The 16832-nt window shown below is 65.0% G+C and carries 17 protein-coding genes; 8 read left to right on the forward strand and 9 right to left on the reverse strand.

What is annotated here, in order from left to right; all coding sequences use genetic code 11:
* Window positions 1–45 precede the first annotated feature (45 nt).
* The 3 genes from PEP31012_RS02600 to PEP31012_RS02610 form a co-directional block, all read right to left on the reverse strand.
* A complete protein-coding gene (locus tag PEP31012_RS02600) occupies window positions 46–1563 on the reverse strand; it encodes an MFS transporter (RefSeq protein ID WP_425494908.1) in 1518 nt (505 codons plus the stop codon).
* Window positions 1457–2110 (reverse strand): DUF4286 family protein, encoded by a 654-nt coding sequence (locus tag PEP31012_RS02605; RefSeq protein ID WP_150587763.1) that lies wholly within the window; start codon window positions 2108–2110, stop codon window positions 1457–1459. The genes PEP31012_RS02600 and PEP31012_RS02605 overlap by 107 nt, the downstream gene beginning before the upstream one ends.
* Window positions 2111–2326: 216 nt before the next feature.
* The gene (locus PEP31012_RS02610; protein WP_150587764.1) at window positions 2327–3280 is read right to left on the reverse strand and encodes a LysR family transcriptional regulator; all 954 of its coding nucleotides are present in this window, start codon (window positions 3278–3280) and stop codon (window positions 2327–2329) included.
* Between the two features lie 85 nt (window positions 3281–3365).
* Between PEP31012_RS02610 and PEP31012_RS23530 the strand changes: the two genes are divergently transcribed.
* The 5 genes from PEP31012_RS23530 (at window position 3366) to PEP31012_RS02630 (ending at window position 6651) form a co-directional block, all read left to right on the forward strand.
* Complete coding sequence (locus tag PEP31012_RS23530; RefSeq protein ID WP_174978077.1) at window positions 3366–3536, forward strand: hypothetical protein; 171 nt, start codon at window positions 3366–3368, stop codon at window positions 3534–3536.
* 145 nt (window positions 3537–3681) lie between these two features.
* On the forward strand, window positions 3682–3894 hold the full coding sequence (locus PEP31012_RS23535; RefSeq protein WP_174978078.1) for a hypothetical protein: 213 nt from the start codon (window positions 3682–3684) through the stop codon (window positions 3892–3894).
* Between the two features lie 62 nt (window positions 3895–3956).
* On the forward strand, window positions 3957–4304 hold the full coding sequence (locus tag PEP31012_RS02620) for a hypothetical protein (protein WP_150587765.1): 348 nt from the start codon (window positions 3957–3959) through the stop codon (window positions 4302–4304).
* A 242-nt stretch (window positions 4305–4546) separates the two neighbouring features.
* Window positions 4547–5740, forward strand: coding sequence for an O-antigen ligase family protein (locus PEP31012_RS02625; RefSeq protein ID WP_174978079.1), 1194 nt, complete (start codon window positions 4547–4549; stop codon window positions 5738–5740).
* A gap of 17 nt (window positions 5741–5757) precedes the next feature.
* Entirely contained in the window at window positions 5758–6651 is an 894-nt protein-coding gene (locus tag PEP31012_RS02630; protein WP_150587767.1) for a glycosyltransferase family 2 protein, read from the forward strand.
* Window positions 6652–6752: 101 nt separating this feature from the next.
* Here PEP31012_RS02630 and PEP31012_RS23540 read toward each other — a convergent pair whose 3' ends face one another.
* Together PEP31012_RS23540 and PEP31012_RS02635 are read right to left on the reverse strand one after the other, a co-directional pair.
* Entirely contained in the window at window positions 6753–6923 is a 171-nt protein-coding gene (locus PEP31012_RS23540) for a hypothetical protein (RefSeq protein WP_174978080.1), read from the reverse strand.
* A 130-nt stretch (window positions 6924–7053) separates the two neighbouring features.
* A complete protein-coding gene (locus PEP31012_RS02635; protein WP_150587768.1) occupies window positions 7054–8106 on the reverse strand; it encodes a YeiH family protein in 1053 nt (350 codons plus the stop codon).
* A 433-nt stretch (window positions 8107–8539) separates the two neighbouring features.
* Here PEP31012_RS02635 and PEP31012_RS02640 point away from each other — a divergent pair, with 433 nt between their 5' ends.
* Complete coding sequence (locus tag PEP31012_RS02640) at window positions 8540–9202, forward strand: 2-hydroxychromene-2-carboxylate isomerase (protein ID WP_150587769.1); 663 nt, start codon at window positions 8540–8542, stop codon at window positions 9200–9202.
* Window positions 9203–9220: 18 nt separating this feature from the next.
* Here PEP31012_RS02640 and PEP31012_RS02645 read toward each other — a convergent pair whose 3' ends face one another.
* From PEP31012_RS02645 to yfiR, 4 genes are all read right to left on the reverse strand, one after another.
* Window positions 9221–10492: an SGNH/GDSL hydrolase family protein gene (locus tag PEP31012_RS02645; RefSeq protein ID WP_150587770.1), complete on the reverse strand. Its 1272-nt coding sequence runs from the start codon at window positions 10490–10492 to the stop codon at window positions 9221–9223.
* A gap of 191 nt (window positions 10493–10683) precedes the next feature.
* Window positions 10684–11148, reverse strand: coding sequence for an outer membrane lipoprotein YfiB (yfiB, locus tag PEP31012_RS02650; protein WP_343039876.1), 465 nt, complete (start codon window positions 11146–11148; stop codon window positions 10684–10686).
* A 182-nt stretch (window positions 11149–11330) separates the two neighbouring features.
* The gene (dgcN, locus tag PEP31012_RS02655; RefSeq protein WP_484549312.1) at window positions 11331–12737 is read right to left on the reverse strand and encodes a diguanylate cyclase DgcN/YfiN; all 1407 of its coding nucleotides are present in this window, start codon (window positions 12735–12737) and stop codon (window positions 11331–11333) included.
* Window positions 12734–13288, reverse strand: a complete 555-nt coding sequence (gene yfiR / locus PEP31012_RS02660; RefSeq protein WP_150587771.1) for a regulatory sequestration protein YfiR — start codon at window positions 13286–13288, stop codon at window positions 12734–12736. Before yfiR ends, dgcN begins: the two co-directional genes overlap by 4 nt.
* Before the next feature lie 496 nt (window positions 13289–13784).
* Here yfiR and PEP31012_RS02665 point away from each other — a divergent pair, with 496 nt between their 5' ends.
* Both PEP31012_RS02665 and PEP31012_RS02670 read left to right on the forward strand, forming a co-directional pair.
* A complete protein-coding gene (locus PEP31012_RS02665; protein ID WP_150587772.1) occupies window positions 13785–15506 on the forward strand; it encodes a putative bifunctional diguanylate cyclase/phosphodiesterase in 1722 nt (573 codons plus the stop codon).
* A gap of 145 nt (window positions 15507–15651) precedes the next feature.
* Complete coding sequence (locus PEP31012_RS02670) at window positions 15652–16758, forward strand: S-(hydroxymethyl)glutathione dehydrogenase/class III alcohol dehydrogenase (protein WP_150587773.1); 1107 nt, start codon at window positions 15652–15654, stop codon at window positions 16756–16758.
* Window positions 16759–16832 lie beyond the last annotated feature (74 nt).

The raw sequence follows: 16832 nt of genomic DNA on the forward strand, positions 1-16832 counted from the left end.
CGACGGCGTGCCGTTTGCCGGCCAGGGAGACCGATCCCTACGTCGTTAGTCCCTGAGCGGCAGGTGTGCGGTCTCGCGCGCGGCGAGGAGCGCGATGGCCGTGACGGCGAGCGCCGCCGTGACGTATAGCGACACCGAGATGGTCGTGCCAAATTCCTTGTACAGCGTCACGATGATGAGCGGGGCAAAGCCACCGCCGAGAATGCCGGCGAGCGTGTAGGCCAGCGACGAACCGGCGTAGCGCACCCGGGTCGGGAACTGCTCGGTGACGAAGGCAGCCTGCGGCCCGTACATGACCGCGTGAATCACCAGCCCGATGACCACGGACAGCACGATCAGCACGGGATGAGACGTATCGAGCAGCACGAAGAACCCATAGGCCCAGACCACCGCGCACAATACCCCAAACCCATACACCGGACGACGGCCGAGCTTGTCGGACAGCGCGCCGAACAGGGGCACCGTCAGCGCGTTGCATGCAGTGCCCACCAGCACCGCCGTGAGCGCAAGCGGACGCGACAGGTGCAGCGTGCCCGTCACATAGGTCAGCGTGAAGACGACCATCAGCGCATAAAGCACGTCCGAGCCGATGCGCGAGCCGCCGGCCACCAGCAGGTTGCGCCAGTGCGAACGGAACACGTCGGCAATCGGCATGTCCGCCTGACGCGCCGAGTGCTGTATCGCTTCGAACATCGGCGTCTCCTCCACGCCGCGACGCACCCACAGACCGAAGCCGACCAGCACGAGGCTCAGCAGGAACGGCAGGCGCCAGCCCCATGCGAGGAAGTCGTCGGGCGAAATCGATAGCGTGATGAGCGCGATGAGGCCGGTCGCGATCAGCGTGCCGAACGACGGGCCGACCTGCGTCCACGACGCATTCAGACCGCGCTTGCGCTGATCGCCATGCTCGACCGACAGCAGCACCGCCCCGGCCCATTCCCCCCCCAGCGCGACGCCTTGCACGAAGCGCAGGGCGACGAGCAGCACCGGGCTCCAGATGCCGATCGACGCGTACGTCGGCAGCAAGCCCATCAGGCCGGTGGTCAGGCCCATCACCACGAGCGTGAGCACCAGCACCGCGCGCCGCCCGATCTTGTCGCCCAGGTTGCCGAACACGAAGCCGCCGAGCGGTCGCGAGACATAACCCACGGCATAGGTCGACAGCGCGAGGATGGTGCCGACCAACGGATCGACCGACGGGAAGAACAGATGGTTGAAGACCAGCGCGGCCAGCGTGTTGTAGACGGTGAAGTCATACCACTCGAGCGTGGTGCCCACCATGCTGGCCGTCGCGAGGCGGCCCTTGTTCGCGCGCGGATTCGCGGTAGCTGAGGTGGCGGAAGAGGCGACGTCGGCTGGTCGAGCGTCGCGCGTATCGGAATAGGTGGTCATGGAGGTCTCCAGGGGGGCGCGAGATCGACCGGATGGCCCGATCCCGCAAGAGGATGGCGGGACGTCAGTCGTCGTTGGCGCCGAGACGCCACAGCATGGCGAAGCGGGTGACCTCGCCGGCCGGCACCCCGTAGGCAGCGGCGAGCGTTTGCGCAGCGGTGTGCACGGCATCGGGATCTGTGCCTTCGATCAGCACGACGGCATCGGCGGGCGGCAGCGGCGCGTCCTTGGCGGTGAGCGAGACGGACAGCGTCGGCACGGTGACCTGCAGCGTGGCGCGCACGATGCCGTCGCCCTGGGCGAGTTCGGCAAGCTGCGCGCCGAGACGCGCATGCGCCTGGGCAACGACAGCCTCGCTCAGCACGAACATGGCCAGCATGCCGCCCTGGCCTTCGCCCGCCTCGATATCGAGCGTGCCCACACGACGCTGCGTGCCCTGCATGCGCGCGAAGTTGCGCAGCGACCATTCGGTCTGATGCTGGAAGGCCTGGGCGTAGGGTTCGCTGGTAAAGACGCCGGCATCCCGCGTGCAGTAAAGCGCCAGGTAGGGGCGCGCGCAGTCGTGCAGGGCCTTGAAGCGACGGGCGAACTGGAAACCCGGAATCGCCACTCGCTCCTGCATGTGTTCGCGGTCGTACCAGCGGTTGAAGTCCGCCTCGAAGGCCGGATCGATATTCGTCCAAATGCAGAGTTGGGCGCGGGGGGCAGTCACAGTCATGAGGCATTCCATCGGTATTGACAATCGGGAGGCCGAACAACACGTCATGCGCGCGGGTCGACCGTCTTGCCGAGTGTGCAAAACGAGGGAAAACGCGTCCAACAAGAAATCAAATTCGCCGCGACAGAAAATTCTTATGAGCGACGCCAAACCGTTGCCGCGCTGGGTTTGCGCGTAGGTGGCAGCGGTGCCGAGAAAGGATCGCGCGCCGAAGGCTCAGGACTCGGCGGCCCCCCAGGCCGGGGCGGTCATGGCGGCGGCGGGCGGGATGGCGATGTCCGGTCCCATGTTCAAGGCGAATTCGCTGGCCGTGCGTTGCGCCAGACGCGCCACGTTTTCGGCGAGCAGCGCGCCGGTTCGGAATGAGCCGACGAGCGGTAAATTGGGGAAATTGGCGTTCACGCGCAGCAGATGCAGGCTGTGCTCGCCGAGTTCGCGCTGAATGATGGCCGGCGGCAACATTGCCACGCCGAAGCCGTCCGCGACCAGCCGGATGATGGCCGCGACCGACGTCATGCAGTTCACGCGCACCGGCCGCTCGGCCGCGACCGAGAACATGCGCTCGAGCGTCTTGTGCGGGCCGGAGTTGCGCGAAAAGCTCACCAGCGGGTACGCCGCCAGATCGGCCACGTCGAGCGTTTCGCCCTCCAGATTGAGCTTCGGGCTCGCCACCCAGCGCATCGGGAATTCGGCCAGCGGCAAATTCTCGATGCCGGCACCGTGCTGCACGTCGGTTTGCAGCACGAGGTCGAGCGTGCCGGCTTCGAGCTGCTTGCAGAGATTGATAGTCGTCTCGCTGGTGACCTCGATCTCGAGCTGCGGATATTCGCGGTGAATCCGCGCGGCCAGGTCCGGGAACCAGCTATGCACGATCGACTCGACCACACCGATCTTGAGCACGCCCGGCGGCATGTCCGGGTCGGTCAGCTCGCGTTTCATTTCCTGACCGAGCATGACGATGCGCTCCGCGTACGCCAACGCCTTCTGCCCCGCCGCCGTGAGCGTGACCTCCCGGGCGCTGCGATCGAACAGCCGTACCCCGAAGCTCTGCTCCAACGACGCGATCCGGCTGGACACGCCTGCCTGCGTGGTGTGCAGACGTTCGGCCGTGAGACGGAAGTTACGCAGCTTGGCAAGCCAGACGAAGGTTTCGAGAAAGCGAAGATTCATGCGGCGTGACAGGGGGCGAAGACGGCGGTAACTGGGGGCGTGAGGGCTGGCGCTGCCCCGATTTTAGCGGGAACAGAAAAACCGCATGCGGAAGGGCAGTGCGAGCAGCGGGTGGCTGGCGGCTGGCGGCTGGCGGCTGGCGGCTGGCGGCTGGTGGCTGGTGGCTGGTGGCTGGTGGCTGGTGGCTGGTGGCTGGTGGCTGGCATTGGGACGTGTTGTTACGTCCTTGCGTTCCCGTCGTGTTTCGTTTCCGTAACGTTTTACGCCGTGTGTCGACGGCGAGCATTGCCCAGGCCCTTACAAATCATGGACTTAATCAGCCCAGAAGGATTGGCATGGGATTTGCTCGATCTCTTGCAACGGCCCGACGAGGCCGGAGGGCCGAATTTCTGGAGACTGTCATGGCAACCGCCCATTTCCGCCGACCGCATCCGACCGTGGAACTCGCGCGCTGTGTGTTCCGGCAGCATTACATACGCATCATGCAGGCCGATCAGCCGGGCAACTATGCGGTGCTGGTCGATGTGTGGCCCATGGATGGCCGGACGTTCACCAGCATCGATCAGGCCAAGCACGCCGCCATGCTGTTCATCCGCGAGATGGAAAGCGACTGAGTCCACGTAAGCGATTCCGCGCCAGCGGCCCTGGCGCGGCCAACGAGACGAGACCCTCATTCATGAAACATTACGCCACCCGCCACAGCGCCGCCGAGCGCCATGTTCTCTCCGCCGTCCCGCGCTCGGTTGCCCGTCAGCCAGTCGTGCTGGACCCTGCGGGCGACCCGTATGCCCGGGTCGCCGTCGAAGCCTACGCCGAGGCCTGTGCCCATGAGCAACCGTGGCTGGCCGAGGCCCTGCAACGTCAATATCAGTTGAGCGGCGGTACCCCGTCGAGCGCCGCCGCCCTCTGGCGCGCGTTTCACGAGGCACAGCAACTGGCCCGCGAAGGGCAGTCGTACGACGAAGCCGCCTGGACTCACGTGGCGCTGCATCTGTGCGGCGTGCTGGGGGCAATGAATCTGTAGTCTTCGGGACAAGCGTCGCTCGCAACCCGATTTCAGGCGGAGGACGCAAAACCCGACCGTCGGGGACTGTTTCTGGCATACTTCTCGCTAATTTTTAGCAGAGCTGCCCTCAGTACCTCATGCCCCTCACTTCGACGTTGCCGTCCAGCATTCGACGGCGAGCGGTTACATCGATTCTAGGTGCATTGCTTCTTCTCTTTCCCGCTGCGACGCTAGTCGTACCTCGCGGGGGAAACGTCGTGATGTTCCTTCTGCTCGCGTGCAGTCTTTACGTGCTTGTCGCCGACGCGAGAACGCCATTGCCCAGGCCCTCGGCGACGGTCGTGCCGCGTCACGCCCTGACTGCCCTCACCATCGCGCTCTGCCTGCCGTTTGCTGCCGTGATGCTGAGCGAGTTGATCCACGGGCATGTCGCCGGCAACACGCTTGACTCGCCCTCCCGGTTTCTGATCGCGATCGTGCTCATGTTCGCGTTGCGGCGTTTGAGTGAGAACCTACCCGCCTGGGTGTCGTTCGGTTTGCCCATCGGAGCCTTCGCGGCAGCGGTGATGGCGTCGTATACGGTCATCGAATTCGCGGCTCGGGCAGAGAGTAGCTTCCTGAATCCGATTCATTTCGGTGACATTGCCTTGCTGCTGGGGGTGCTGTCGGCGCTCTCGATCAATTGGCTCAAACGCGACCACGTGATGGGGGTCATCATCAAACTGGCCGGCGCGTTGGCAGGCGGTTATGCGTCGTGGGCCAGTCTGTCGCGGGGGGGCTGGATTGCGCTACCGGTGATGGTCATCTTGTGCATCTGGATCGGCGGTAAAGCGCTGAATCGAAACGCACGCTGGGCGGCGATCGTCGTGCTGTGTGCCGCAATTGTGTTGCCCATCGGCCTCTCGCAGACCGTTCGCACTCGAATGTTCACGGATATTTCGCTCGATTTGTCGAACATGGCAAAGGGGCAACCCGATTCATCGGTTGGCATCCGGCTGGAATTGTACAAGGCAGCCCTTATCCTCATTGGCCAAAACCCCGCCATGGGATTAGGCGCGCACGGCTTCCACGATGCCATGGCGCCGATGGCAGAAAAAGGCATCATCACGCCAACGGCGGCTGAACTGGGACGTGGCGAAGTCCACAACCAGATCCTTGCCTACACGGTCGACTATGGCATCGGCGGCCTTATCGCCATGCTTGCCGTGTATTTGGTGCCGGCCTGGTTCTTCATCCTGTGTATTCGCCATGGAGACAAACGAGCCCGCCGCACCGGTCTGCTCGGCTTGCTCACCGCCGTGGCGTTCTTCATCTTTGGGCTGACCGTGGAGACATTCAATCTCAAGGTCACGACCGCGTTTTATGCGACGATGCTGGCGATATTCGCCGCCATTGCCTGCCCGGCGAGATCGAAAAGCGCAGAAACTGCGGCCACCTCACCTGAGCGCAAATAACCGCCCGCCGCCCCCTCATGCTAAGCATCCTGATTCCCACCTGGAACAACCTGCCTTTTCTGAAGCTGTGCATCGATAGCGTTCGCCGTCACTCCGGCGAAGCGCACGAGATCCTCGTTCACGTCAACGACGGGAGCGACGGCACGCTGGCATGGGTTCGGGAACAGGGGTTGCGTCACACCCACAGCGTCGGCAACGTGGGGGTCTGCCTGGCGTTGAATCAGCTCGCGCCGCTGGCATCGCACGACCAGTTGCTCTTCCTGAACGACGACATGTTCGTCACCCCCGGCTGGGACACCGCGCTCATCGACGCCGCGCGAGCCCTCGACACGCCGATCTATTACCTCTCGTCGGTGATGATCGAACCGAACGCCGGGGCCAGCAAACAGGTCGTATCGCAGGATTTCGGCACGACCACACAAACGTTTGACGAAGCCGCCCTGCTCGCCTTCGCCGCCTCGCTGAACCGCGACGACGTCAATGGCGTGCCGACGCAACCCACGCTCGTGAGCCGCAGTCTGTGGCATCTGGTGGGCGGCTACAGCATCGAATTCGGGCCGGGCATGAGCAGCGACGACGACTTCCTGATGAAGTTGTGGCTCGTCGGCTGCCGTACGTTCCGCATCGTGGGCAAGAGCGTCGTCTATCACTTCGGCTGCCGCTCGACAGGCCGTGTCGTGAAAAATCGCGGCAGTCGCGAGTTTCTGATGAAGTGGGGCATGACCCAGGCCGAGTTCAAGCGCGACTACCTCGATCTGGCCGGCACGCCGGCCGGCGCCTCGCTCCCCAACGTCCCCCGCCCGAGCGGCAAGAGCCGCATCAAGCGCGCGCTGCATGGCAGCAAGCCCTATCCGCTCGAGGATCTCGAGCGCTGGGACGCGAATGTGCCGCGGCACCTGAAGCTCGACTGAGCCGCCCGGTCAACGCCACTCCGGCGGCTGACGCGCGTCAGCCGCCGTGCTTGAATCTCGCTCGACTGCGCTGAGATGCCGGATATCCAGCCATCAGCGCATCAGTGTCGCGGGTGACGAATCCTCTCCCACGCGTGTTCGACGCGCTGCACCGCGCGATGATCGGGGTGGCGCGTCCACCACAGGCCGAGCTCCCACACCATCCCGGCCAGCAGCAGGATCACGGCCAGCGCGCCGATCGTGTACCACATCTCACCGAATGAAGTTGTCATGACCGCCTCCCGAAAAGGCATCACGGACGACCGTCGGCCGTCCGTGATTGCATTTTAGGCGACGGAGCCCGGCTTGCCCGCCGGATCGGCCCTACCCGGGCACGACGTCCACCGTCGACCGCTGGGCGCGTCAGAGCTGGCCCATCATCAGTTGCACCACGAGGCTGCTCACCGACACGGCGGCCCACACGCCGAGTCCCAGCAAGATGGGACGCACACCGGTCGATGCCATGCGACGCAGGTTGGACGACAGGCCGATGGCCGTGAGGGCGACGATGATCAGGAACTCCGCGGCGTCGTGAATCCAGGGTTGCAGCTCGGCCGGCACCAAGCCCGCTGTGCGAGCCCCCGAGGCGACCAGGAAGCCGAGGATGAACCACGGGAAGATGCGGGCGAGGCTGAAGTTGCCGGCCCCGGCACGCTTGGCGCGGTACGCCACGATCGCGGCCAGCGTCAGGCAGATCGGGATGATCAGCGTGGCACGCGTGAGCTTGACGATGGTCGCGTAATCACCCGCGGCCTTGCTGTAGCTGTAGCCGGCCGCCACCACCGACGACGTATCGTTGATCGCCGTGCCCGCCCACATGCCGAACCCCAGATCCGACAGATGCAGCAGGTGGCCGAGCATTGGGAATAGCACCACGGCCGCGATATTGAACAGGAAGATGGTCGAGATCGCGAACGCCGTTTCGTGGTCGTCCGGCTTGACGATCGGGGTGACGGCGGCAATCGCCGATCCGCCACAGATGGCCGTGCCAATGCCGATGAGCAGCTTGAGCTTGCCGCCGACACCCAGCGCGCGGCCCAGCCCCCAGGCCGACAACCCTGCGGCGGTGACCGTCACGGCCGTGACGGCCAGAGACTCCAGCCCCGTATGCGCCACTTGCGACAGGCTCAGGCCGAAGCCGAGGGCGATGATCGACCACTGAAGCACGTACTTGGAAGCGAACCGGATGCCCGCTTCATAACGTGCACCGGGGGCGAACACGTTGCGAACGACGATGCCGAGCAGAATGCCGAACACCGGACCGCCGACCAGCGGCATCTGGCGCCCGAGCAACAGGGCGACAAACGCGATGACGGTCGAGAGGATCAGACCGGCCCACGGATTCTGCCGGTCCGGCACCAACGCGTTATGACGGCTGGCCGTGGGGGGGTGAGTCGTATCGGTTTTCGTTGTCATTGCGGCCACTCCTCTGGAATGACTACAAGTCTACGAACGTCGCTTCAATAATAAAAATCGCTATATCAGATACGAATTATCCAAAAATACGATAATTTACCCGTGCGCACCGAACACCCTGAATCGATGACCGTGTCCGATCCGCTTTGGGCTAGCCTTCGACCCACATTCGCCCCGCGTCCGCGCCGTGTTAGGGCCCTAGGTCCGTGTTAGGTCCATATTAGGTCCCCGTGTTGAGTCCTCGTTAAGCCTCGTTAAGCCTCGTTAGGCTCTCGTTAGGCCCTCGTTAGGCCCGTGATAGAGCCTGTACTAGGCATGCTTCCGGTCGGTTCGTGGACGATGTCTCCCATGCAAGCCTCGGCGCCGGACCGCTACACTCTGCAAAGCCACCGAGAAGCGTCGATCAGAACCTCTACCCCGGAGACCGTGCCTCATGTCGCAAACTGCCGACACCCCCACCCGCCGTGCCCAGTGGTATTTCGATTTCGCCTCCCCTTTCTCGTACCTGCAATTCGAGCGATTCGACACGCTGCCGCGCTCGCTCGACATCGAACTCAAGCCGATCGTGCTGGGTGCGATCCTCGCGCATCTGCAAACGCAGGGGCCGGCGGAAACACCGCACAAACGCCTCTTCACCTATCGCATGGCGCAGTTCCGCGCCGAGCAGGACGGCATTGCCTACCGCATGCCGCCCGTGCATCCATTTCATCCGATCCGTGTGCTGCGCCTGGCGATAGCCCTGGGTGCAACGCATGACGTCGTGCGCACGATTTACCGTTTCATCTGGGCGGAAGGGCGCGACGTGACCGACGCGCAGGGCTGGCAGGATCTGAGCGAACGCCTCGGGCTGGGCGCCGACGAGGCCATCGCCCTCGCGGAAGCCCCCGCGGTCAAGGCCGCCTTGCGTGAGAACACCGACGCGGCGATTGCCGCCGGGGTGTTCGGTGTGCCGACGTTCGCATTCGACGGCGCGCTGTACTGGGGCGACGACGCGACAGCGCTGTTCCGCCACTGCCTCGCGCATCCTGACTGGTTGCATTCGCCCGACGTCGAGCGCTTGCAGCAGATCACCGTCGGCGTACGACGCGAGCGCTGACCACGCACGGGCTTGCGATCATTTCGTGGCGCCGAACAACAGCGACAGCGGCACGGCGTCGGCCATGACGGCGTAGCCGGCATCGCTGGGGTGGGTGCCGTCGCCACTATCGAGACGCGGCTGCATGCGCGTCGGCTGGGCGGGGTCGCGCAGCGCGGCGTCGAAATCGATGACACCGTCGAACGCCCCGCTCGTGCGCACCCATTGGTTGACGGCTTCACGCACCGCTTCGCGCTCGGGCGGCAGTTTGCCTGGCGGGATGGTCGTGCCGAGAATGCGGACGTGGCGCGCGCGCGCCGCGGCGATCAGCGACTGATACCCCGCGATCATTTCGGGTGCGCTCACGATCACGTGCGGGACGTCGCAGTCGAGTCCGGCATGGGGTGGCACATAACCGAAATTGATGTCGTTGATCCCGATTTGCACGACGATCGTGCGCACCCCCGGCTGCTCCAGCGCGTCGCGCCGGAAGCGGGCGACGAGCCGCTCGCCGTAGCAGGCCGAATCGTGGAGCAGACGATTGCCGCTGATGCCCAGATTGAGCACGGCAATATCCGAGCGTCCGGCATTCGCGAGCCGCCGCGCCAATCCATCGGGCCAGCGCCGGTTGGCGTTCAACGTGCTGCGCATGCCGTCGGTGATCGAGTCGCCGATGGCAACGATGGCTTGCGCGGGCCGATCCGGCACCACGCTGACGCCGGCCAGCCATAACGTGTTCGTAAAGCGAGTGGGATACGCCGACGCCTGCGTCGCCTCGACAAAATCTCCAGCGCCACTCAAAAACGCCGTCTCCTGCGCAATCTTGTGCCACGTCGTCGGCGGCCTGGCTTCACGCGTGAACACGCTGACGGCCAGCGGCGTGCCGGCGCGAACCACGAACGGCAACGGGTCGCTCTCGAGCGAGGCGCCCGGCGCGATCCGCGCCATCGGCTGACCGCCGAACGTCATCGCGCGCAGGCTGGCAGCATCGACGGCTGCGCCACGCAGCGCCACTGCGAGGCTGGCCCGCTCGATCACCAGCGGTTGCGTGCCATAAGCATTGGAAAACCGCACGCGAACGTCGTTGCCCGAGAGCGTCGGGTAAATAATCTGACGCACCGTACGCCCGCCCACGGCCGGCGCCCGATTGAACGACGGCGCCCCCGGGTGTTGCGCCACCGCTTGCGGTGCCGTCGCCCACGCGCCGACACGCGCGTTCTGCGCGAAGGCCATCGCCGCCGCCCCCATCACCACGACGGCAAGCAGCACACGGATCAGGGCAACAGGTAGCGCACGGGGTACTCGGGGCATACCGTCGGCAGAGAAAGCGCGGGGAATCAGAAACGTCGGGAGCATCGGGACAACGTGGGCAATTCGGCCGGAATCGTCCGGCGGCAGCCGCCATTGTGCCTGATTGTGGCCGTTGGCAAACGGTTGACGTGACCCCGGGGGTGCCGTGGCACCGCCGGGGTTTGGCAGAACGAAACGCGCTATGTCGTCGCTCAGCGCGTTGAGATCACGATGGCAACGCGCCGGTTTTGAGCGCGGCCGGCAGGCGTGCTGTTATCGGCAACCGGATTGCGCTTGCCTGCGCCGATCGTCTGGATGCCCGCGCGCTGCATGCCCGCTTCGACCAGCACGTCGGCCACCGCGTCGGCGCGGTGAGCCGAAAGCTGCTCGTTGTAGGTGTCACTGCCCACCGAATCCGTATAACCGTAGACGCTCACGCGATTCAGGCCAACCTTCACGAGCGTGCGGCCGATTCGCGCCACCGTCTCGCGCGCCGCATCGTGTATCACGAACTCGTCGGTATCGAACAGCACCTTGTCGGATAAGCCGAACTCCCAGCCCTCATCGGTCTGCGTAAAGCCCTCCGATTTCAAGGCGGCGACCTGCTCGGCTGTCAGGCCATGCACCGGCGTGGTCTGGCAGCCCGCCAGTGCGGCGAACGTCAGAAGGCAGACCAACCCTATCAGTCGGCGAGCCAACCCCTCGCATCGAATGAGGGTGCGCGCAACGCGAGCGCCCTGAGCCGCGAATGCGCGGTGCGCAAGGTGAGACGACATATCGTGCTTACTAACATCGAAGTCCAAAGCAATTCCCCATGGCGTTGTGTCATCCGGTAGTCAATTATCGTTATGGTGGCCCGTCAGCTTGCCCGTTGCACCTCGGCGTCTCCCTTGGGAATGTCCGCCACATGCCAGGTGCCGACCCCCGCCCGCTTGGCCTGATACATGGCCGCGTCCGCGGTGCGCAGCAACGCGGCGGCGTCCACGGCGTGAGTCGGGTACAACGCTACACCAATACTCATCGACGTGACGATTTCACGGCCATCGGGCAGGGTGATCGGCTTTTCCATCGCCGCGAGCAGGGTCTGCGCGAGTCGCACGGCGTTCGACGTTTGCCGCACTCCCACCAACATGACAGCGAACTCATCCCCGCCCAGACGCGCCACCAGATCCCCCTCGCGCAACGGCTGGCGCAGACGCTCGGCAATGCTCACGAGCACGGCGTCGCCCGCGCCGTGCCCCAGTTGGTCATTGATTTCCTTGAAGCGGTCGCTGTCGAGATAGAGCAGCGCGACGTGCGTGCCCATCTCGCGCGCGTCGGTCAGTGCCTGTGCCAGGCGCGACTCGAAGTACGCCCGGTTAGGCAGTCCCGTCAACCGATCGTGATTGGCCTGATGCGCAAGCGTGGCGTTCTGCGCGCGAAGATGGTTCTGCCAACCCTCGAATTCGTCGAGCAGCGCGTTGAAGTCGTCACCAAGTTCCTTCAATTCGGCCAGCGGTGTCGGCGCAACCCGCTGATGGAAGGCACGCTCACGACGCACCGCGTGGGCTACCTCCGCCAACGCTCGCAGCGGCTTGACGATGTCGCGGTGCATGCGCTTGGCAAGCACGTTCGCCACCGCGAACGTCACCAGCAGGCAAGCGAGCACGCCGCCGATGCCGGTCAGCAGGAACAGGAAAAATTGATGTCCCTGCCCCTGCACCTCGATACTGCCAACGACCTTTCCGTCATGCCGAATCGGCAGCGTCGCGGGGCCGGGGAGTGCGACACTCGCGACCGCACGCTCGACCTGCGTCAGGGCGCCGCCGTCAGGACGGCGCCACAGCGCGAACTGCGCATCGTTCGCATCCAGGACGCGCACTTGCGCAAGGTCCTCGTCGCTCGCGATGAGCGCGATCGCCTCCTGCGCCGCCACGCGGTCCCCAAACACGACGGCCGCTTCAGTCGTATAGGCAAGCGAGCGTCCGATGAGCTGCAAATTGTTCTCGGCATATACGCGCAACGCGATCCACGCCACCAGTGACAGCGAGACGGCCGCGAGCACGACGGCGGAGACGGCCAGGCGCAGGTGGGTACGACGCAACATCCGTTGCAGCGACGGCCGGCGATCGCGCGCGGGGGCGGACGCCGCGACGTGAGGTGTCGCGAGCGGCGGCTCGCGTTCGCCTTCGGTCGATACATCGGCCGAAAGGTCGGCGGGCAGCAGGCCGGCAACAGACGAGGAACCGGGAGGCATAGGGGGGGATGGCGGGCGTTGGGTCGTCATGGTGTCCCCGGCTTTCGCGCCAACTTCAGCACGTTCGGGTGCACACGCACACCGCTGCGCGCAACGATGTCGAGGTTGATGTCGAACGTCACGCGCTCGGGATCGACGTTCAGGCAGAACATGACCCCGAGCGTGCACGAGTCGTTGCGCTCGCTGATCGTCAGAACCGGGTGACCAGCGAGGTTCGCAAGCAGTTGCCGGCGTTCGGCGTCGCTCACGGTGCCGAGATACAACGCGTCGCATAACGAACCAATGGCGGGCTCCGTCGCCAGGACGCGGGTCGCCTCGACCGGCGCGCCAATGCTCGGTAACGGTCCGGCAAGCAGATCATGCGCATAGTCAGTGTTGCCGACCACGCAAAGCCGCACTTTGGCCGGCGCCGTCGGCCAGCGGGTGAAGCTGATGATGCCCAGCACCACCTGGCGGACGTTGGCGTCCCGCGCGTTGGGCGCGACGGCCGCTTCCGGTGTCTGCGCGAGCGCGTTGCCGAACGCGGCCCAGCACACGAGCCACGGCAGGCATGCCAGGAGCGCGCGCAGTCGTTGAGGCATCCGACGTTTTCGCCAGAAGCCCCGGGCCATGCCGCTCGTCGATGTCGAGACGCTATGCAACGCTGTCGTCCTTTTGCCGAAATGTCAGGGGTTGCGGGGGTATCACGCCATGCTCGACCGACGCTGCGTGAAGCCCGCTGGAATCAGGCCGCATCATACCGAACGGATCGGTCGCAGGCCACATCAACGCGCCGTCGATCCCCGCCGCGACGATCACGTCAACGTCGCTCGCCGTCGCCGCTCATCGCTCGCACTCGGGTGGCCGCAAGCCCATAGCATGCGCGTGCCCGCGCGTTTTCGGAACCCCTCCGCCCCCCACGTTTTCCCTTGCCCGCGCGCCCTTTCGTCGTGGCAGAATGTTATGCACAACCATTTGAAAATCAAAAGAATTTTGGCGATCCGATCCCTCGATTTTCGAGAGAAAAATCGCGACGCCAGGGAGGTGTTGCATGACGTGCCAGCATTGCGGCCCGGTCGGCTTTCGTGAGATCCGGGCATGAACGATCCCGTGCCTCGCCGGGTCTCCGACGTACAAGCCGAGTTGAGCCGTGCCGCGCTCGACAGCGCCCCCTATGCCATGTTCGTCTGCACGGACGACGGCATGCTCGAGCGGATGAACGGTGCGTTCACGCGTCTGACGGGTTATCGGCCGGACGACCTGTTGGGCAAGCGCAGCTTCCTGTCGTTGCTCGACCCCTCGGAGCTGGCGCGTCGCCGCCTGCCCGCGCTAGCCAGTCTGTCGGCCACCGAAGCCGTACCGTACGACGACGAATGGCATCTGCTTACGCATGTGCGCAGTTGGCTGCCCGTGCGCCTGGCGCTCTCCTGCGTCGAACATGCGCCCGGAGAGCGCCGCTGGGTGGGCATCGTGCTCGACCTCTCGCAACAGGTCCAGGTGGCGTCCCGGCTCTGGTATGTCACGCATCACGACCCGGTCACCCAACTGCCCAACCAGACCCTGCTCAACGAACGGCTCGAACTGGCAATCCATCGTTGTGCGCGTCAGCAGGTCGGCCTGACGGTTTTGCTGATCGAACTCGATCACCTGCGCCAACTGCGCAGCACCTTCGGCCCGCCGACCGCGGAGCTGGCACTGCGCATCGCCGCCGAACGCCTGCGCGACGCCAGCGGTCCCGAAGACGCCCTCGCGTGCCTTGGCGGCAGCCGTTTCGTCATCGTGACGAACGAAACGGGCGACGGCGCGCGTCTGCTCGCCGCCCGGATTCAGGCACGGCTGGCCCAGTGGGCCGACGTCGACCAGAACACCGTCGCGCTCGACGCAAGCATTGGCGCGGTCAGCTACCCGGAACACGGCCATACGCCCGAGACGCTGTTGCGCCGCGCCCACATCGCGCTCGGCATTGCCAGTGCCGCCGGTGGCGGCCTGCGCGTGTTCAGCAGCGAGATGGACGCGCAGACGCGGCGGCGCAACGAACTCGAAAGTCTGCTGCGCGTCGCGGTGAACGATCAGGCGCGCGCGCAACTACATCTCGTGTACCAGCCCCAGGTCAGCCTGTCGAATGGCGAGATTCGCCACGCAGAAACCCTCTTGCGCTGGCGTCATCCGACGCTGGGCACCGTCAGTCCGGCGGAATTCGTTCCCATCGCGGAAACCTCCGGGCTGATCCTGCCGCTGGGCGAATGGGTGATGCAAACGGCCTGCCGCGAAGCAAGCCGATTGCTGCGACGGTGCGGCCATCTGCCGCGTATCTCCGTGAACGTCTCGGCACAGCAGTTCGCGCGGCAGGACGTCGCGGGAATGGTCGAGCGCGCCCTGAACGCGCACGCGCTGGAGCCGCGCCACCTGGAGATCGAGATCACGGAGACCGTGCTGCTCGGCGACTCGCGCGCCGCGGTCGGCTGTCTGCGCTCGCTGCACGACATGGGCGTGGAGATCGCCGTCGACGACTTCGGCACGGGCTACGCCAGTCTGGCCTACCTGACCCGCTTCCCCGTCAATCGCCTCAAGATCGACCAGACCTTCGTGCGCGACATGCTCACGCATGCTCCCAGCCATGCCATCGTGAGCGCGGTCATCGCCATGGCTCACTCGCTCGGCCTGCGGGTGACGGCCGAGGGCGTGGAGACCCAGGCGCAGGCCCAGCGGCTCACCGAACTGGGGTGCGACGAAGCGCAGGGATTCTGGTTCGCACGGCCGGTCGACATGGGGGGCTTCTATCACATCGTGGCGCCGCTGGGCAGCGGTGCCCGACGCTGACACGCGCCGTCAAGCCGCGATTATTGCTCCCGGCCCCGCTTTTTCCGCTGACGTGGCGTGTCAAGACTCGCACGTGTCGTGAGAACGCGGTATGGTACGTCGCGAAGGAGCTCCCCCGAACGACGTTGCAACGAGGAATATCGCCATGAAAACCAAAGCCGCCATTGCCTGGGAAGCCGGCAAACCCCTGACCATCGAGGAAGTCGATCTGGAAGGGCCGCGCGCCGGCGAGGTGCTGATCGAGGTCAAGGCCACCGGCATCTGCCATACGGACTACTACACACTCTCCGGCGCCGATCCGGAAGGCATCTTCCCCGCCATTCTCGGCCACGAGGGCGCGGGGGTGGTCGTCGATGTCGGACCGGGTGTCACCACGCTGAAGAAAGACGATCACGTCATTCCGCTGTACACGCCCGAATGCCGCCAGTGCAAGTTCTGCCTGTCGCGCAAGACCAACCTGTGCCAGGCGATCCGCAGCACGCAAGGCCGCGGCCTGATGCCGGATGCAACCTCGCGCTTCTCGCTCGACGGCAAACCCATCTTCCATTACATGGGCACCTCCACGTTCTCGAACTATATCGTCGTGCCGGAAATCGCCGTCGCGAAGGTGCGCTCGGACGCACCGTTCGACAAGATTTGCTACATCGGTTGCGGTGTGACGACCGGCGTGGGCGCCGTGGTCTATTCGGCGAAGGTCGAAGCAGGGGCGAACGTCGTGGTGTTCGGCCTCGGCGGCATCGGGCTGAATGTGATCCAGGGCGCGAAGATGGTCGGTGCGGACAAGATCATCGGGGTCGACATCAACCCGGGGCGCGTGGCACTCGCCAAGAAGTTCGGCATGACGCACTTCCTCAACCCGAACGAGGTCGAGAACGTCGTCGACACCCTCGTGCAACTGACCGACGGCGGCGCCGATTACTCGTTCGAGTGCATCGGCAACGTGACGACCATGCGTCAGGCGCTGGAATGCTGCCACAAGGGCTGGGGCCAGTCGTTCATCATCGGCGTGGCCGCCGCGGGTCAGGAAATCAGCACGCGTCCGTTCCAGTTGGTGACGGGGCGCGAATGGAAGGGGTCGGCGTTTGGCGGGGCACGCGGTCGTACCGACGTGCCAAAGATCGTCGATTGGTATATGGAGGGTAAGATCAATATCGACGACCTGATCACGCACACGCTGCGTCTGGACCAGATCAACGAAGGCTTCGACCTGATGAAGCGCGGTGAATCGATCCGCTCGGTCGTGCTGTACTGATCGACGCGTTTTGAAGGTGCCATCCCGCCCGCGCGCCAGCGGTGCGGGGCGCCCCGCCGTCACGACAAGGAGAC

Source organism: Pandoraea eparura, assembly GCF_902459725.1.
Taxonomy (GTDB): Bacteria; Pseudomonadota; Gammaproteobacteria; order Burkholderiales; family Burkholderiaceae; genus Pandoraea; species Pandoraea eparura.